The 14895-nt window shown below is 72.8% G+C and carries 18 protein-coding genes and 1 pseudogene; 11 read left to right on the top strand and 8 right to left on the bottom strand.

The features are described 5' to 3' along the window. Positions 1 to 17: 17 nt before the first annotated feature. The 4 genes from WBK50_RS22865 to WBK50_RS22850 are packed head-to-tail and all read left to right on the top strand — an operon-like array spanning position 18 to position 2743. Complete coding sequence (locus WBK50_RS22865; RefSeq protein WP_341337564.1) at positions 18 to 680, top strand: tautomerase family protein; 663 nt, start codon at positions 18 to 20, stop codon at positions 678 to 680. Then, positions 590 to 1462 (top strand): heavy metal-binding domain-containing protein, encoded by an 873-nt coding sequence (locus tag WBK50_RS22860; RefSeq protein ID WP_341337563.1) that lies wholly within the window; start codon positions 590 to 592, stop codon positions 1460 to 1462. Before WBK50_RS22865 ends, WBK50_RS22860 begins: the two co-directional genes overlap by 91 nt. A gap of 25 nt (positions 1463 to 1487) precedes the next feature. Continuing rightward, complete coding sequence (locus WBK50_RS22855) at positions 1488 to 2321, top strand: heavy metal-binding domain-containing protein (protein WP_341337562.1); 834 nt, start codon at positions 1488 to 1490, stop codon at positions 2319 to 2321. Next, positions 2318 to 2743 (top strand): hypothetical protein, encoded by a 426-nt coding sequence (locus WBK50_RS22850; protein WP_297501944.1) that lies wholly within the window; start codon positions 2318 to 2320, stop codon positions 2741 to 2743. Before WBK50_RS22855 ends, WBK50_RS22850 begins: the two co-directional genes overlap by 4 nt. A gap of 27 nt (positions 2744 to 2770) precedes the next feature. Here the strand turns inward: WBK50_RS22850 and WBK50_RS22845 are convergent, their stop codons facing one another. The 6 genes and pseudogenes from WBK50_RS22845 to WBK50_RS22820 all read right to left on the bottom strand — a co-directional run bounded on the left by WBK50_RS22845 (position 2771) and on the right by WBK50_RS22820 (position 6862). Continuing rightward, positions 2771 to 3505: an SDR family NAD(P)-dependent oxidoreductase gene (locus tag WBK50_RS22845; RefSeq protein WP_341337561.1), complete on the bottom strand. Its 735-nt coding sequence runs from the start codon at positions 3503 to 3505 to the stop codon at positions 2771 to 2773. Beyond that, positions 3502 to 4149: an HAD-IA family hydrolase gene (locus WBK50_RS22840; RefSeq protein WP_341337560.1), complete on the bottom strand. Its 648-nt coding sequence runs from the start codon at positions 4147 to 4149 to the stop codon at positions 3502 to 3504. The genes WBK50_RS22845 and WBK50_RS22840 overlap by 4 nt, the downstream gene beginning before the upstream one ends. Beyond that, the gene (locus WBK50_RS22835) at positions 4149 to 4316 is read right to left on the bottom strand and encodes a hypothetical protein (protein ID WP_341337559.1); all 168 of its coding nucleotides are present in this window, start codon (positions 4314 to 4316) and stop codon (positions 4149 to 4151) included. The genes WBK50_RS22840 and WBK50_RS22835 overlap by 1 nt, the downstream gene beginning before the upstream one ends. After that, a complete protein-coding gene (locus WBK50_RS22830) occupies positions 4313 to 5113 on the bottom strand; it encodes a hypothetical protein (protein ID WP_341337558.1) in 801 nt (266 codons plus the stop codon). The genes WBK50_RS22835 and WBK50_RS22830 overlap by 4 nt, the downstream gene beginning before the upstream one ends. Positions 5114 to 5292: 179 nt before the next feature. Continuing rightward, positions 5293 to 5451: pseudogene (locus tag WBK50_RS22825) on the bottom strand (Rieske 2Fe-2S domain-containing protein); the annotation flags it as partial. Positions 5452 to 5671: 220 nt separating this feature from the next. Beyond that, the gene (locus WBK50_RS22820; RefSeq protein WP_341337557.1) at positions 5672 to 6862 is read right to left on the bottom strand and encodes a hypothetical protein; all 1191 of its coding nucleotides are present in this window, start codon (positions 6860 to 6862) and stop codon (positions 5672 to 5674) included. Positions 6863 to 6996: 134 nt separating this feature from the next. On the opposite strand from WBK50_RS22820, the gene WBK50_RS22815 reads away from it, so the two are divergent. The 3 genes from WBK50_RS22815 to WBK50_RS22805 all read left to right on the top strand — a co-directional run bounded on the left by WBK50_RS22815 (position 6997) and on the right by WBK50_RS22805 (position 9647). Continuing rightward, positions 6997 to 7488 (top strand): PEP-utilizing enzyme, encoded by a 492-nt coding sequence (locus WBK50_RS22815; RefSeq protein WP_341337556.1) that lies wholly within the window; start codon positions 6997 to 6999, stop codon positions 7486 to 7488. After that, positions 7485 to 8618 (top strand): PEP/pyruvate-binding domain-containing protein, encoded by a 1134-nt coding sequence (locus tag WBK50_RS22810; RefSeq protein WP_341337555.1) that lies wholly within the window; start codon positions 7485 to 7487, stop codon positions 8616 to 8618. Before WBK50_RS22815 ends, WBK50_RS22810 begins: the two co-directional genes overlap by 4 nt. Before the next feature lie 99 nt (positions 8619 to 8717). Further along, a complete protein-coding gene (locus WBK50_RS22805; RefSeq protein ID WP_341337554.1) occupies positions 8718 to 9647 on the top strand; it encodes an NADP-dependent oxidoreductase in 930 nt (309 codons plus the stop codon). 10 nt (positions 9648 to 9657) lie between these two features. On the opposite strand, the gene WBK50_RS22800 is transcribed toward WBK50_RS22805, so the two are convergent. Then, a complete protein-coding gene (locus WBK50_RS22800; RefSeq protein WP_341337553.1) occupies positions 9658 to 10452 on the bottom strand; it encodes an IclR family transcriptional regulator in 795 nt (264 codons plus the stop codon). Between the two features lie 83 nt (positions 10453 to 10535). On the opposite strand from WBK50_RS22800, the gene WBK50_RS22795 reads away from it, so the two are divergent. From WBK50_RS22795 to WBK50_RS22780, 4 genes are read left to right on the top strand one after another with little or no spacing between them, the layout of a single operon-like run. Then, complete coding sequence (locus WBK50_RS22795) at positions 10536 to 11792, top strand: Rieske 2Fe-2S domain-containing protein (protein WP_341337552.1); 1257 nt, start codon at positions 10536 to 10538, stop codon at positions 11790 to 11792. Beyond that, entirely contained in the window at positions 11789 to 12028 is a 240-nt protein-coding gene (locus WBK50_RS22790; RefSeq protein ID WP_341337551.1) for a hypothetical protein, read from the top strand. Before WBK50_RS22795 ends, WBK50_RS22790 begins: the two co-directional genes overlap by 4 nt. 59 nt (positions 12029 to 12087) lie before the next feature. Then, complete coding sequence (locus WBK50_RS22785; RefSeq protein WP_341337550.1) at positions 12088 to 13542, top strand: thioredoxin family protein; 1455 nt, start codon at positions 12088 to 12090, stop codon at positions 13540 to 13542. A 5-nt stretch (positions 13543 to 13547) separates the two neighbouring features. Continuing rightward, complete coding sequence (locus tag WBK50_RS22780) at positions 13548 to 14057, top strand: UGSC family (seleno)protein (protein ID WP_341339482.1); 510 nt, start codon at positions 13548 to 13550, stop codon at positions 14055 to 14057. A gap of 6 nt (positions 14058 to 14063) precedes the next feature. Here the strand turns inward: WBK50_RS22780 and WBK50_RS22775 are convergent, their stop codons facing one another. Further along, the gene (locus WBK50_RS22775) at positions 14064 to 14846 is read right to left on the bottom strand and encodes an SGNH/GDSL hydrolase family protein (RefSeq protein ID WP_341337549.1); all 783 of its coding nucleotides are present in this window, start codon (positions 14844 to 14846) and stop codon (positions 14064 to 14066) included. Positions 14847 to 14895: the final 49 nt, after the last annotated feature.

Raw genomic sequence — 14895 nt, 5'->3', positions numbered from 1 at the left:
CGCCTAGCGTCGCCGGCGTGCCCATCGTGACGGTCCACCTGCTCGACGGCCGACACCCGCCCGAGCGCCTGGCGGGGATGCTCGCCGCGCTGACCGAGCGGTACGCGGCCGTCCTGGGGTCCCCGGTCGGACGGATCCGCGCGGCCGTCGTGCCGCACGCGCCCAAACACTGGGCGACGGGTGGGGAGATCGGCCTCGAGGCCCCGTGGTTCACCGCGCTGGTGCTCGCCGACCGCCCCGCCGATCAGCGCGCGCGGCTGCTCGCCGCGCTCACCGACGTCCTCGTCGCGCAGCTGGGCTGCGAACGGTCCCTGGTCCGCGGGCAGATCGTCCCGGTCGACGCGGCGGACTGGGGATCGGCGGCGTCCCCGCCGCGGCGGCACGCAGGGCGGAGATCGACGCCCGCGCGGGGTCTCGAGTCGAGCCGACCCGGGAAGAGCGGTAGCGGCCCAGGCACGGGGGCGTCACGTGCCGGGTGCGGACGAGGCCGGACGATCGGGAGCATCGGCGCACTTCGGGAGGTCTTTCCCGTTCCCCACGCCGAGGCGTTCGCGGCACTAGTGTCGATCGTGACGGACGGGGGTCGCGGATGGCCGACTGGGACGGACGGGGCCTGCCGCCCGTCGCCGCGGAACGGGTGCGGCGCGCCGCCGCGGGCGGGGCCTGGACATCGCTGCTGACCGCCCCGGCCGCCTTCGGGCTCACCGCCGCCGGCTTCGATCCGGTGGGCGAGGTGATGGGCAGCATCGTGCAGCAGATCGGCTGGGCCGGGTACCGCGGCTGCGGGTACACCGGCTGGGGCGCGTTCTCCGACGGCTCGGCGCCGACGATCACGTCGTCGGACCGGCAGCGGTTCGCCGGGTTCGGTCCCTACGTCGCTGCGCTCGACCACGGCTACGCCACCGCGATGCACCGCATGGCACAGGAGGCGAGCGCGATCGGCGCGGACGGCGTCGTCGGCGTGACGGTGCGCCAGGACCACATGGAGGGCGGCACCCGCGAGTTCACGGCGCTCGGCACCGCCGTCCGGGCACGCAGCCGGACGCGGCCCGCCCGCGTCTTCGGCACCACCCTGGCGGCGACGGACGTCGCGAAGCTCCTGCGAGCGGGATGGATGCCCACGGACCTGGTCTTCGGCATCTCCGTCGCCATCCGGCACGACGACTGGGCCACCCGCCAGCAGTCGTCCTGGGGTGCCGGGAACGTGGAGGTCACCGGGTACACCGAGCTGGTCACCCACGCCCGTGCGGACGCCCGGCAGCGCTTCGCCGCGCACGTGCGGGCCACCGGTGCCGAGGGCGCGATCGTCTCGTCGATGGGTCTGCGGACGTGGGAGATCGAGCCCGGGGAGAACCACCGGGACCACGTCGCGGAGGCGACCGTGTTCGGCACGTCGCTGGTCCGCTTCCACGCCGGGCCGGCGGCGCCGACCCGGTCCCTGACCTACCTGCCTCTTCGATGAGCCCCCGTTCCGGAAGGACGTCCGCGTGACCGCCGACCCCACCGAGCAGCGCATCCCCGACGACGCGATGCGCCGGCTCGCCGAGATGCGCCCGGGCCAGCCGACCAGCCTGTTCACCTCCGACCTCTCGGTCAACGAGTTCCTGCTGGTCCGGGAGGCGGGTTTCCGCCCGCTCGGGCTCGTCCTCGGCTCCAGCATCTACCACGTCGGGTTCCAGATGGGCCGGTGGAACAAGAACCAGGAGCTCACGGTCCTGTCCCAGGCGATGTACCACGCCCGCGAGCTCGCGATGACCCGGATGGAGGCCGAGGCGGACCAGCTCGGCGCGGACGGGATCGTCGGCGTGCGCCTGGACATCGAGTTCAAGGAGTTCGGCTCGGACCTCGCCGAGTTCATCGCCGTGGGCACCGCGGTGAAGGCGGACGAGCCGATGACGCCGGACGGCCACTCCTGGCGCAACAACAAGAACCAGCCGTTCACCTCCGACCTGTCCGGGCAGGACTTCTGGACGCTGATCCAGGCCGGCTACGCCCCGCTCGGGATGACGATGGGCTCCTGCGTCTACCACATCGCCCACCAGCGGTTCTGGCAGGCGATGGGCAACATCGGGCAGAACGTGGAGCTCCCGCAGTTCACCGAGGCCCTCTACGACGCGCGCGAGCTCGCGATGAGCCGGATGCAGACCGAGGCCGAGCAGTTGCACGCCGAGGGCATCGTCGGGGTGCAACTGCTCTCGCACGGGCACCGCTGGGGCGGGCACACCACGGAGTTCTTCGCGATCGGGACGGCCGTGCGCCCGCTGCGCCCGGACCACCGGATCCCGACACCGCAGCTCGTCCTGCCCCTCACGGACCAATGAACGCCGGAGAACCCAGCGGTCTGGGCCCCCTCGGGGACGTCCAGCTCCTCGCGGCGATGCTCCGCGCGGACCGGGCGGACGTCGCGTCGCAGGCGCGGGTGCTCACCGGTGCGCTGGCGGATGCGCTGCCCCCGGGCATGGTCGAGGTGGAGTACCGGCGGGGGCTGTCGGACCGGCTCGCCGGGCGGGAGGGCCGGGCCGTGGCGATGGTGGTGCACGGCCACGAGCGCGATCTCGAGCTGCGGGAGGCGGCTCACGGGACGCTGACCGCGGAGCTGCGTCAGGTCGTGCGGGGCGTGGTGATCAGCAGGCGACCCCTCGGCGTCGACGAGTGGCTACGCGCGCTGGCCGAGGACCTCCAGCGGATCGCGGCGCGGGACGCTGCCGCCCGGGCGGCGCTGGAGGGCATGATCCGGCCGTGAGCGGACGGGGAGGTCTACCCGGCCCCGTCAGAACAGCCCCTTCCGGGCGCCGAGGTCGAGTGCCAGGGTGGCCCCGTGCAGGGCCGAGGCCTCCGGCGCGAGCAGCGACGTGACCGCCCACGCCACCTCCTCCGGCGTGACCAGACGCCCCAGCGGGGACTCCGCGGCCCGCTCCGCCAGCACGTCCTCCACCGCCACCCCGCGGCGCTGCGCGGCCTGTCCGGCGAGCCCGCGCAGCCGCGGGGTGTCCGCCGGACCGGGCGCGACGAGGTGCACGGTGACCCCGCGCGGCCCGTAGGCGACGGCGAGCTGGCGGACGAGGTTGGCCAGGCCCGCGTTGGTGACGCCCGCGGCGCACGCGTAGGGCGCGGGCTCGCTGCCGAAGTGCCCGCCCAGCGCGACGATCCGCGAGCCCTCCCGGAGCCGGCCGTCGACGGCCCGGACCAGCCGGAGGAGCCCGCCCACCTTGAGCGCGACGACGTGTCCGAGCGCGTCCGGGTCGATCGTCTCCAGCGGCCCGGTGGCCGGCAGCCCCGCCGCCTGCACGACCATCCGCACCGGTCGGCCGCCGACGGCGTCGGCGATCGCGGCGGCGCCCTCCTCCGTGCCGATGTCCGCCGCGCATCCGGTGACGCCGGGCCCGTCCGCAGGCGCCTTCCGGGCGACGGCGACGACGGGCAACCCCGCGTCGACCAGCCGCCTCGTGATCGCGGACCCGAGCGCGCCGGACGCCCCGACCACCACCGCGACCTCGCTGCTCACGCTGCCATCTTCAGGCCCAGAGCGGCGCGGGCGGTGAGGAACGCCAGGTCGGGGTCGAGCAGGTCCAGCTGGATCGCCCGCAGGCCCGCGCGGCGCGCCCCGGCGGCGTTCCAGGGCATGTCGTCGACGAAGACGATGTCCTGCGGGGGCACGCCAAGCTTCGCGATCGCGAGGGCGTAGGCGCGGGGATCGGGCTTGAGGATCCCGGTGACCGAGGCGTCGACCAGGACGTCGACCTGCTCGAACACCGGATGCGAGGCCATGGCGGCACCGTGGAAGGCCTTCAGGTCGTTGGTCAGGACCCCGACCGGCACTCCGTCGGCCCGGGCGTCGGCGATCAGGGCGGCGGCCCCGGGCCGGATCAGCTCCTCGCCGGAGAGGTCGTAGAGGGCGTGCATGAACTCGTGCATCGACCAGTCCCGGCCGAGCGCCCCGCCGACCTCCGCGCAGCGCCGCGCCCAGTACTCGCGCTCGGTGATCTCCTCGCGCAGCATCGCCGCCCAGTCCGGGTCCGGCTCCGGGCCGAGGGGCCCGCGGCGGGCGGTGACCGCGCGGGCGGCCGGCTCGCGGGCGCCGAGCACCTCGAGCATCTCGGAGCCGGACCGGAAGATCACCCCGCCGACGTCGAGCAGCAAAGCGTTCATCAGTGCTCCGGTTCGTGGGAGACGATCATCGCCGGCAGGACGACGGTGGACAGCAGGTCGCAGGCCGCGCACCAGCACAGGAAGTTCCGGTCCGCGCCCGACCAGAACTCCTGCACGAAGCTGGCCTCCGCGTCGAGCGAGGCCCCGCAGCCGGGACAGAAGCTCATGACACCCAGGCGGGCACGGGGTCCCCGAACAGCTCGAAGATCTCGTCCTTGATGGGGGAGTAGCGGATCGAGCTCTCCCGGGTCCAGAGCTGCCGGAACTCCACCGCGGAGCCGAACTTGTCCTTCTCCATCGGCAGGTCGATCACGTCGTGCGGCTCCCGGTAGGTGCACAGCGGGTCGAGCCCGGACGCGACCCGGTCCATCTGCTCCGCGTAGAGCTTGCGCAGCAGGATGACGCCCAGGTCGGACTTCCCGAGGTGCTCCTGGGTCCGGTCGGACACCCGGCCCTGGGTGATCCACGCGACGATGTCCTGTCCGTCGACGTAGTCCCGCAGGTACTCGCCCTTCTCGTCGCGCAGCGGCACCTCGTAGACCGGCACGGACTCCTGCGGCGGCGCCCCGCCCTCGGGCCGGTACGTCTGGTACCAGACGTGCCAGGTGTTCTCGTCGTCGATCGGGACGCGGATCTGGAAGGTGGCCAGCCCGGCCGCCCCGACCCGGAGCATGTGCGGGAAGACGAGCGGGTGCCCGACCTTCCAGTCCTCGTCCTCCTCGGTGTGCCCCTCGAGCACCCGGCGTTTGAGGATGCCGTGCTCGAAGACCTCGAAGGCCACCTTGACGTGCTTCTTCGTGACGACGGGCAGGGGTCCGCCGCGGCCGTCGAGCTCCCGGAGGAACGATCCGTACCGGCCGTGCAGCCACTCGACGTGGTACGGGTCGACCGAGTTCTCCATGATCTGCACGAAGTTGCAGGGCAGCTCGGCGTGCCCGATGTCCCGCCAGGCGTCCTCCCACACGAAGAGGTCGTAGCGGGGAAGCCCGGCGCGGGCGCGGGGCCGAGGTAGGCGAAGACCAGCCCGCCCAGCTCCTGCACCGGATATGCGGTCGCCCGAATCCGGTCCTTGAAGGTCGACTCCGCGGGTTCGCCGGGCTGCTCGAGGCACTGCCCCGACGCGTCGAAGCGCCAGCCGTGGTACCCGCAGCGCAGCCCTTCCTGTTCGGTGCAGCCGAGCCACAGCGCGGCCCGGCGGTGCGGGCACTGCTCGGCCAGCAGCCCGACGGTCCCGTTCCCGTCCCGGTAGAGGACGAGGTCCTCGCCGAGCAGCCGGCGCTTCACCGGGACGCGCGTGGCCATGTCGTGGGTGGCGACGGGCCACCAGTAGCGGCGCAACAGCTCACCCATGGGTGTGCCCGGTCCGACCTGGGTGAGCCGTCGGTTCTTCTCCGCGCTGAGCATGACGCCGAAACTAGATCCGCTGGTCAGCGGCCCGACAGGGCGCCGTTCGGCCTGAGCGAACGGACTTGAGCGTTCGGCAGGGCGGAACGGGGTGGTTGTGAGGGGGTTGTGGCGCCTGTCACGGTCCTGCGCAACCGCGAGCCTCCAGGAGATCGTCATGGCCAACGTCGTCCCAGTCGAGCCCTACACGGGTGAGTGGTACCCGGGCTTCAAGCCCGAGCACATCGCCTCGCCCTACATCGTCGACGGCACCGGGCCGTTCACGAGTGCGGACGAGGACAAGTTCTGGTACCTCGACTTCCACTGGTCGCGCGGGATGACCCCGCTTGCCGCCTTCGCCTGGGGGCAGGACGGCTACTGCTGGGGCACCCAGCACGCCGCCGAGGCGCTGCCGCTGCCGCCCGGGCGTGGCATCACGTCCCGCTTCGCGGGCACCCACCTCTACGGCTCCGCGATCCCCGAGTCCGACCCCCGCGAGATCGGGGCCCGGGCCAACCGGCTCGGCACGAACCTCCCCCGGTTCCTGCAGAACTACAAGCAGACGTGGGCGGCGGGCCGCGACGAGCTGGAGGCCACGTGGCAGTACTTCCAGGGCATCGACCTCACCACCGCGCCCACCGCTGACTTCCCGACCCTGCTCAACCAGGCCCGGCGCTACCACCAGCGCTCGATGGAGATCCACTTCGGAGTGATGTACCCGTTGCTGGTGAACTTCCTGGGCTTCTACGGGGCGTGTGCCGAGATGGGCATCAACACCGCCGACATCGGCAAGTTCCTCCAGGGCGAGGACACCAAGATCATGGAGACCGACCGGGAGCTCTACAAGCTCGCGATCAAGGCCCGGCAGGCCGGTCTCGGCCAGGTGTTCGCGGACCACACCGGTGGCAACCTGCGGGCCGCGCTCTCGGCCCACGGCGGTGCCGCGTCGGTGTGGCTCACCGACTTCGACGACTTCCTGCAGGTCTACGGCCACCGCCAGGAGGCGACCTGCGACGTCGGCGTGCCCAGCTGGATCGAGGACAACACGATCCCGCTCGACCTGATCAAGACCTTCGTCCTCAAGGAGGAGGACCACGACTTCGAGGCGGCCGCCCGCAACGCGATGGCCGAGCGGGAGGCCGCGATCGACACGGCGCGCTCGGGGCTGACCAAGGAGGAGCAGGCGGTCTTCGACGCCGGCCTGCAGTCCAACCTCGACGCGAACTTCCCGTGGTGGCAGGACGACCACAACTTCTACATCGACCTCAAGGTCATGATCCCGCTCCGGCGGATCTCGCAGGAGCTGGCGAACCGGCTCGGCGCCGACCACAAGGACGACCTGCTCTACCTGTTCTGGCCCGAGCTGCAGGACGTCGCGAACGGCAAGCCCTACCAGGGCGAGCGAAGAGCCTGGTCGCCGACCGCCGCCAGTACTTCGACCACTGGGGCGCGCTGCGCTCGTCGATGCCCAAGGTGCTCGGCACGGTCCCGGACACCGTCGAGGACCCGGTGCTCATCGAGATCTTCGGGCTCAACCCCGCGGCGATCCGCGCGGTGCAGAACCCGAACGCGGCCGAGGAGACCACGCTGGCCGGGGTCGCGGCGGCCAAGGGCATGGCGACGGGCATCGCCCGCGTCCTGCAGTCCAGCGACGACATGCACCGCCTCGAGCCGGGGTCGATCCTGGTGTGCGAGTCGACGTCGCCGAGCTGGACCCCGGCGTTCGGCAAGATCGCCGGCGCGGTCTGCGACGGCGGCGGGATGCTCTCGCACGCGGCGATCGTCGGCCGGGAGTACGGCGTCCCGACGGTGACCGCGGTCGGTGTCGCGACCGTCGCCATCAAGGACGGCGACACGGTCGAGGTCGACGGCACGAACGGTAGGGTCACGATCCTCAAGCGGGCCGCCGAGCTCGCGGAAGCGACTGCCGCAGACACGGCGGGGGTCGCCGGATGACGGGGGTTCTGGTGGAGCCGGAGACCGACGGGGCCGCACACAGCACGGACTCGATCGTCTGGATCGACGAGGTGGACACGGACAGCGCGGTCGCCGCGGCCGGGTCCAAGATCGGCCGGCTGACCGAGCTGCACCGCGCCGGGGTGAGCGTGCCCCAGGGGTTCGCGGTGAGCGTCGGCGCCTACCTGCGGCACTGCGCGGCGTCCGGGCTGGACGCCCGGGTGCAGGCGGTGATCGACGGTCTGGGCGGCGGCCCGACGGGACCTGGGCCGTCGGACGCGGAGGTGGAGGCCGCGTCCCGGGAGATCCGCGCGATGTTCGAGGCCACCCCGGTGTCCGAGGGGCTGAGGGCCGAGATCGTCGAGGCCTACGAGGAGCTCTGCCTGCGCTGCGTCGACGTCAACGTGCCCACCGCGGTGCGCTCGTCGGCCACCGGGGAGGACGCCGCGGACGCCAGCTTCGCCGGCATCTTCGACACCTACCTCGGCGTCTCCGGGCCGGAGCGGGTCCTCGATGCCGTCCGCGCCTGCTGGGGATCGCTGTTCACCGGACGGGCGCTGGCGTACCGGCTCCGCAAGGGGATCAGCCACCACGACATGCCGATCGCGGTCGGCGTGATCGAGCTGATCCACGCCCGGGCGTCGGGCGTCGCGTTCTCGGTGCACCCGGTCACGGGCAAGACGGACCGGATCGTCATCGAGACGTCGTGGGGCTGGGGCGAGGCGATCGTCCAGGGCCTTGTCGATCCCGACCACGTGGAGGTGGGCAAGGCCGACGGCCGCATCCTCAAGTACAACGTCGCGCACAAGGCGGTCGTCTCGGCGTTCGACTTCGCCGAGGGCCGGGTCACCGAGATCGACATGCCCGCCAAGCTGGCGGACCGTCAGGTCCTCGACGACGAGCAGATCGGCGCGATCGCCGACGCCGTCAGGTGCATCGAGGACCACTACGGCTACCCGGTGGACATCGAGTGGGTGATCGACCGGCACCGCCGCCCCGGCGATCCGGTCTGCATCGTCCAGTCCCGCCCCGTGACCGTGACGTCCGAGGAGGAGACACCCGCGGCCTACGACCCGGTCGCCCTCGCGACGAAGTTCGTCTTCAGCGGGAAACCGATCCCCGGCCGCTGACGCGGCTCGTGCGCGGAAACCGTTGCCAGGGCGACGCTTTCCGCGCACGAGCGGCGAAGTGCGCATCATCGTCGTCCGTGGACCTGGTAGACAGCGGACATGCGCGCGATCGTCTGTGGATCCACCGGTGGGCCCGAGGTCCTTCAGCTCGTCGACGTCCCGGTGCCCGAGCCGGAGCCCGGCGAGATCCGGGTGCGGGTCGAGGCCGCCGGCGTCAACCCGATCGACTGGAAGACCCGCGGCGGCGGCGGGCCGGCGAAGTCCTTCGGCGGCAAGCCCTTCATCGTGGGCTGGGACGCGGCCGGCGTGGTCGACGTGGCCGCCGACGGCTTCGCGGAGGGCGACGCGGTCCTCGGCATGGCCCGGTTCCCGAGCCCGGACGGCGCCTACGCCGAGTACGTGACGGCCCCGGCGGGGCACTTCGTCGCGCGTCCGGAGGGCATGCCCGTGCTCGAGGCCGCCGCCCTGCCGCTCGCCGGGATGACGGCCTGGCAGAGCCTCGTCGACGTCGGGAAGCTCGAGGCCGGGCAGCGCGTGCTGATCCATGCCGCGGCGGGCGGGGTGGGCCACCTCGCCGTGCAGATCGCCAAGGCCCGCGGCGCCCACGTGATCGGGACGGCGTCGGAGGCCAAGCACGAGCTGCTCCGCGAGCTCGGCGCGGACGAGGTCGTGGACTACCGGAGCACGGCGTTCGAGAAGGTGGTCGAGCCCGTCGACCTCGTGTACGACCTGGTCGGGGGCGAGACGGCGGTCCGGTCCTTCGACATCCTCAAGCCCGGTGGCCTGCTGATCTGCCTCCCGACGGTCGCGGTCGCCGCCGCCCTGGAGGCGGCGCAGGAGCGCGGGGTGAACGCGTCCGGCGCCTACGTGCGGGCAGGCGGCAGCGGGCTCGCCGAGCTCGTCGCGCTGTACACCGAGGGCAAGCTGCGGATTCTCGTCGCGGAGACGTTCCCGCTGGCGCAGGCCGCGGACGCGCACCGGCTCGGCGAGCAGGGCCGGACGACGGGGAAGATCGTCCTGACGATCTGACCGCCGCCGATCACCCGGGCCGGACGCCGATCCGCCGGGACACGACCCCCGCGGCGTCGATCACGCCGGAACGGATGCGACGCAGCGTGTCCGGGGCAGCGCGGTCCGTCGGGGCGGCGACGCTCAGCGCCGCGATCACGGTCCCGTCGGCGTCGTGCACCGGCGCCCCGACGGACACGACGCCCACCCGGCTCTCCTCGTTGTTCTCCGCCCAGCCCCGCTCCGCGATCTCGTGGAGCCGGGCCCGCAGCACCCGCGCGTCGACGATCGTGCGCGGGGTGATCCGGCTCGGCCGCCAGCCGGCGAGTCGGGCGTCGAGCTCGTCGGCGGGGAGGGCGGCGAGCAGGACCTTGCCGGTGCTCGTCGTCGTCGCGGGGAGGCGGGTGCCCACGCGGGAGAAGATGCGGACCGTGTGCGGGCTCTCGAGCCGGTCGATGTAGACGGACTCCAGGCCGTCGAGGACCGCCAGCTGGACCGTCTCGCCCGTCGACGCCCGCAGGGTCGCCATGACCGGCATCGCCGCCTCGTGCAGGTCCAGGTTGGGCCCGACGGCGGCGCCGAGGTCGAAGACGGCCAGGCCCAGCCGGTACCGGCCGGGGGCGCGGCCGCGTTCGAGGAGTCGCTCGTCGGCGAGGGTCGCGAGCAGCCGGTGGACGGTGGACGTCGCGAGGTCGAGTCGGCGGGCCAGCTCGGAGACGCCCAGCTCGCGGTCCGTCCTGGAGAACTCCTTGAGCAGCCGGGCCGCGTTGCGGACCGACGTCAGCTCCCAGGACGGCTTTCCCTCCGTGCGTGGCCTTCCCTCCATGCGGGAAAGCTTCCTTGTCGCGGGCGTCCGGCGCTACCTAGCGTTCCTCGCAGCGCACCCCCCACCACCGCGAGGAGCGATAGATGCTCACTGCCGAGCAGAACGACGAGCTGACCCAGGTCGACGCCGGGACGCGGATGGGAGAGGTCCTCCGCCGCTACTGGTACCCGGTCGCGTTCACCCGCGAGCTCGAGGAGTTCCCGGTGAAGCGGGTCGAGCTGCTCGGCGAGTTCTTCGCGCTGTGGAAGAGCCCGAGCGGCCGGTACGGGATCATGCCCGAGGCGTGCCCGCACCGGAAGGCGTCGATGGCCTACGGGGTGGTCGAGGCGGACGGGCTGCGCTGCCCGTACCACGGCTGGGTCTTCGACACCGACGGCGCGTGCACCGAGCAGCCCGCGGAGAAGGACAACACGAACTTCCAGGACCGGGTGCGGGCGCAGGCGGGGAAGGTCGAGGAGCTGGGCGGGCTGATCTGGGCGTACGTCGGCCCGATGCCTGCGCCGGAGCTGCCGCGCTTCGACACCTACGTCATGGAGGGTTTCCGCGACATCGGCTGGGCTGACCTGCCCTGCAACTACGTGCAGGTCATGGAGAACGCGGTCGACCCGCACCACGTCGAGTTCCTGCACGGGCGGTACTTCGAGTTCGTCGGCCGGCACGAGGGCTTCACCGCGCCCGCGTCGTTCGGCAAGGAGCACGTGAAGATCGGCTTCACCGCGTTCGAGTGGGGGATCATCAAGCGCCGCGTGCTCAAGGGTGCCTCGGAGGAGAACGACGACTGGAAGGTCGGCCATCCGCTCGTCTTCCCGTACAACATGCGGGTCGGCGGCGGCGGGATCCACCAGATGCAGATCCGCGTCCCGGTCAACCGCACCACCACGCGGTTCTACCTCTACACCGTGCACGCCCCGGACGGCTACGAGCACGTCGAGCAGCCGCAGATCCCGGACTACGAGCTGCCGCTGATCGACAAGTCCGGCCGGCACGTCACCAACTACGTCGAGGGCCAGGACTTCATGGCCTGGGTGACGCAGGGGCCGATCACCGACCGGACCACGGAGCACCTGGGCCGCAGCGACATCGGGGTCGCGATGCTGCGCAAGATGTTCCGCGAGCAGATGGAGCTCGTCGAGCGCGGGGAGGACCCGCTCGGCACCATCCGGGAGAAGCACGAGCGCATCGACCTGCCGTGCGAGAAGGACAAGTTCCACGCCGGCGGCGCCCAGTTCGCCCTCGACTTCTGCGACATGGGCTCCACCCGCTTCTCGCCGATGCTGGACACGATCAAGAAGATCCACATCTCCGCGGCGGACAAGATCGCGGCGGAGAAGGCGGGGTGAGCGTCTCCGAGCTACCCGGTGGGGCGCGCCCGGACCGGCGCTTCACCGAGGACGCGGACGCCCACCGGCGCGACGCCCCCCGGTTCTGCCCGCGGTGCGCCGCCCGGTTCCCGATGGCGACGGAGTTCTGGGAGGCCGACGAGCGCCGGTTCTACTGCTGGTGCGGCGGCTGCGGCTGGAGCGGGGAGATCACGACGTCCGACGGCGGGGTGGTCGGGCACGAGCCGGACCACTGACCGCCGGCCGGCCGTCCTGTGGACTGTGCCCGCGTCGTCGGGCGGGCTAGCGTGATCACATGTCGGCACAGACGGATCCGACGGTCGCGCTCCCGTCCGACGGGCTCGTCGCCGTCGTCAAGCAGGACTGTCCGACGTGCCGGCTGGTCGAACCCGTCCTCGCCGCGCTGCCGCAGGTGGCCGTGTTCACCCAGGACGACCCCGCGTTCCCCGCTGGGGTCGCCGACCTGCGCGACGACACCGCGCTGGACGGCAGCCTCGCCCTCGACATCGACACCGTCCCCACGCTGATCCGCTTCGCGGGCGGCGTCGAGGTGGAGCGGACCGTCGGGTGGCTGCGCGCGTCGTGGGCCGCGCTCACCGGGATCGACGACCTCGGCGCCGGCCTGCCGGAGCACCGGCCGGGTTGCGGGTCGCGCACCCACGATCCGGAGGTCGCCGAGGAGCTGCTGGTCCGCACCCGGGGCGGCACGCTGTCGTCGCGCCGGCTGGAGATCGCGGAGCTGGAGGACGAGTCCGAGGCGATGTTCGACCGCGGATACTCCGACGGCCTGCCGGTCGTCGCGCCGACCCCCGCCCGGGTCCTGCGGATGCTGGAAGGCACGTCGCGGGCGCCCTCGGAGGTGGTCGCGGTCATCCCACCGAACCTCGCCGAGGCGACCGTCGAGAAGGTCGCGATCAACGCCGTCCTCGCCGGGTGCAAGCCCGACTACCTGCCCGTGGTGCTTGCCGCCGTCGAGGCCGCGTGCACGGACGAGTTCAACGCCCACGGTCTGCTCGCGACGACCTGGGGCGCCGGCCCGGCCATCGTGGTCAACGGCCCGGTCGCGCCCGAGATCGGGATGAACTCCCGGGGCAACGCACTCGGCCAGGGCAACCGGGCGAACTCGACGATCGGCCGCGCGCTGCAGCTCGTCATCCGCAACGTCGGTGGCGGGCGCCCGGGCGAGGTCGACCGGGCCGCGCTCGGGCACCCCGGCAAGATCGGTTTCTGCTTCGCCGAGGACGAGGAAGGCTCCCCGTGGGAGCCCCTCGCCGAGACCTACGGCGTCGCCCCGGGCCGCTCGGCGGTCACGGTGTTCGCGGCCGAGGGACCGCGCGGCGTGGTGGACCAGATCTCCCGGACGCCGGAGTCGCTGGCCCGTTCGCTCGCGCTCGGCCTGCGCGCGGTCTGTCATCCCAAGCTGGTGATCGGGTTCGACGCGACGCTGGTCGTCTGCCCCGAGCACGCGCGGGTGTTCGCGGCCGCGGGCTGGGACCGCACGCGGTTGACGGCCGAGCTGGATGCGCTCCTGCTGCTCGACCGGGCCGAGATCGAGCGCGGGGCGGGCGGCATCGAGGAGGGCGTCCCGGTGTCGGACTCCGACCGTCCGCTCCCCAAGTTCCGGCCCGGTGGGCTGCAGATCGTGCACGCCGGGGGAGGGGCGGGGATGTTCTCCGCCGTGATCGGCGGATGGGCGGGCGGCCCCGGCGGCAGCCGGCCCGTGACGAGAGAGGTGGACCCGTGGCGCTGACGATCATGGACCCGACCGACGAGCGGGCGCCGGACTCGCGCACCCCCCTGGAGCGGCCCGCGTCGCTCGACGGCCTGCGGGTGGGGCTGCTGGACATCGCCAAGGCGCGGGGGGACGTGTTCCTCGACCGGCTCGAGGAGTTGCTGGCCGGCCGCGGGATCGCCGTGCGCCGCTACGCCAAGCCGACCTTCGCCAAGCCGATGCCGCCGGACCTGCGGCGCGAGATCACCGCCCGGTGCGACGTGGTGATCGAGGCCCTCGCCGATTGAGGATCCTGCACGTCGTGCAGTGTGCACGACTTCGCCGCCCTCGAGGGCCGGGGCGTCATCGCGGCCTTCCTCGCGTCCACGGAGTTCGTCGTGGCCGCCGCCGCTCAGGCCAAGGCGCTGGGCTATCGCGAGGTGCCGTCGGTCTTCGTCCCGCACCCGATCCAGGACCGGACGGACGAGGAGATGCGGGCGCTCGCGGACGGGGCGTTGGCCGCGGTCCTGGCGGCGGTCACGCGGGAGCAGTAGGCCTGGTCAGGCCGCCGCGGCGACCAGCGCGGGGAGGTAGCCGAGCGCATAGCCGCGCGCCGTCGGGTGGTAGGCGCCGGCCGCCGCCGGCCCGTTGATCCACGGGTCCGCGCTGCACACCCCGTGGCCCTCGAACGCCGGGCGCACGTCGACGAACTCGGCACCCAGGCGCGCCGCGCTCCTGCGGATCGCGGCGTTCAGGGTGTCCGCGCCGTGGTTGAGCAGGACCCTGCGGGCCTGGTTCGGGACGCCGGCACAGTTCGGCGTCTCGTCGAAGAGCCGGGGATAGCCGAGGACGACGATCCGGGCGTGCGGCGCGCGCAGCCGGATCGTCCCGTAGTCGGCGGCGAGCCCGACCGGGAGCGCGAAGCGCGCGACCGACCCCCCGGCCCGGACGGCCCGCGCGCACGTCTCGTCCGCCGCGGCGGTGGAGCAGGTGGTGAGCACCGGGGAGAAGCCGGCGTCGTTGCCGCCGACGGTGATCGTCACCAGATCGGTGGTGGCGGTGACGGCCTCGACCTGGTGGCGCAGGACGTCGGCCGTGGTCGCGCCGCTGCAGGCGACGTGGGTCAGCGGCCGGGGCCGGGCGTAGAGGGCGGGGTAGGAATGCGGGCTGCGCAGGCAGGCGCCGCTCACGCCGTCGGGGGAGGCGCCGACGCCCGCGGCGTAGGAGTCCCCGAGGGCGACGTACTCCGGCCCGGCGTCCGCCGAGGCGGCCGGGGCGACGGCCGTGGCCACGCCGAGCAGGGTCAGACAGCTCAGCAGGAGGACCAGGGCACGCCGGGGCATTCCCTCATCCAGCCAGGGCGTGCGCGTGCGGACAAGCCGCCGTCGGGGT

Origin of the sequence: Pseudonocardia sp. T1-2H (assembly GCF_038039215.1) — a bacterium.
Classification (GTDB): domain Bacteria; phylum Actinomycetota; class Actinomycetes; order Mycobacteriales; family Pseudonocardiaceae; genus Pseudonocardia.
This window is presented reverse-complemented; position numbering and strand designations above follow the sequence as displayed.

Excerpts from the sequence above, each read along its gene's own strand:
- WBK50_RS22860 (WP_341337563.1), top strand. The coding sequence starts at position 590 with ATGGCCGACTGGGACGGACGGGGCCTGCCGCCCGTCGCCGCGGAACGG.
- WBK50_RS22850 (WP_297501944.1), top strand. The coding sequence starts at position 2,318 with ATGAACGCCGGAGAACCCAGCGGTCTGGGCCCCCTCGGGGACGTCCAG.
- WBK50_RS22840 (WP_341337560.1), bottom strand. The coding sequence starts at position 4,149 with ATGAACGCTTTGCTGCTCGACGTCGGCGGGGTGATCTTCCGGTCCGGC.
- WBK50_RS22835 (WP_341337559.1), bottom strand. The coding sequence starts at position 4,316 with ATGAGCTTCTGTCCCGGCTGCGGGGCCTCGCTCGACGCGGAGGCCAGC.
- WBK50_RS22815 (WP_341337556.1), top strand. The coding sequence starts at position 6,997 with ATGCCCAAGGTGCTCGGCACGGTCCCGGACACCGTCGAGGACCCGGTG.
- WBK50_RS22810 (WP_341337555.1), top strand. The coding sequence starts at position 7,485 with ATGACGGGGGTTCTGGTGGAGCCGGAGACCGACGGGGCCGCACACAGC.
- WBK50_RS22805 (WP_341337554.1), top strand. The coding sequence starts at position 8,718 with ATGCGCGCGATCGTCTGTGGATCCACCGGTGGGCCCGAGGTCCTTCAG.
- WBK50_RS22800 (WP_341337553.1), bottom strand. The coding sequence starts at position 10,452 with ATGGAGGGAAGGCCACGCACGGAGGGAAAGCCGTCCTGGGAGCTGACG.
- WBK50_RS22795 (WP_341337552.1), top strand. The coding sequence starts at position 10,536 with ATGCTCACTGCCGAGCAGAACGACGAGCTGACCCAGGTCGACGCCGGG.
- WBK50_RS22785 (WP_341337550.1), top strand. The coding sequence starts at position 12,088 with ATGTCGGCACAGACGGATCCGACGGTCGCGCTCCCGTCCGACGGGCTC.
- WBK50_RS22775 (WP_341337549.1), bottom strand. The coding sequence starts at position 14,846 with ATGCCCCGGCGTGCCCTGGTCCTCCTGCTGAGCTGTCTGACCCTGCTC.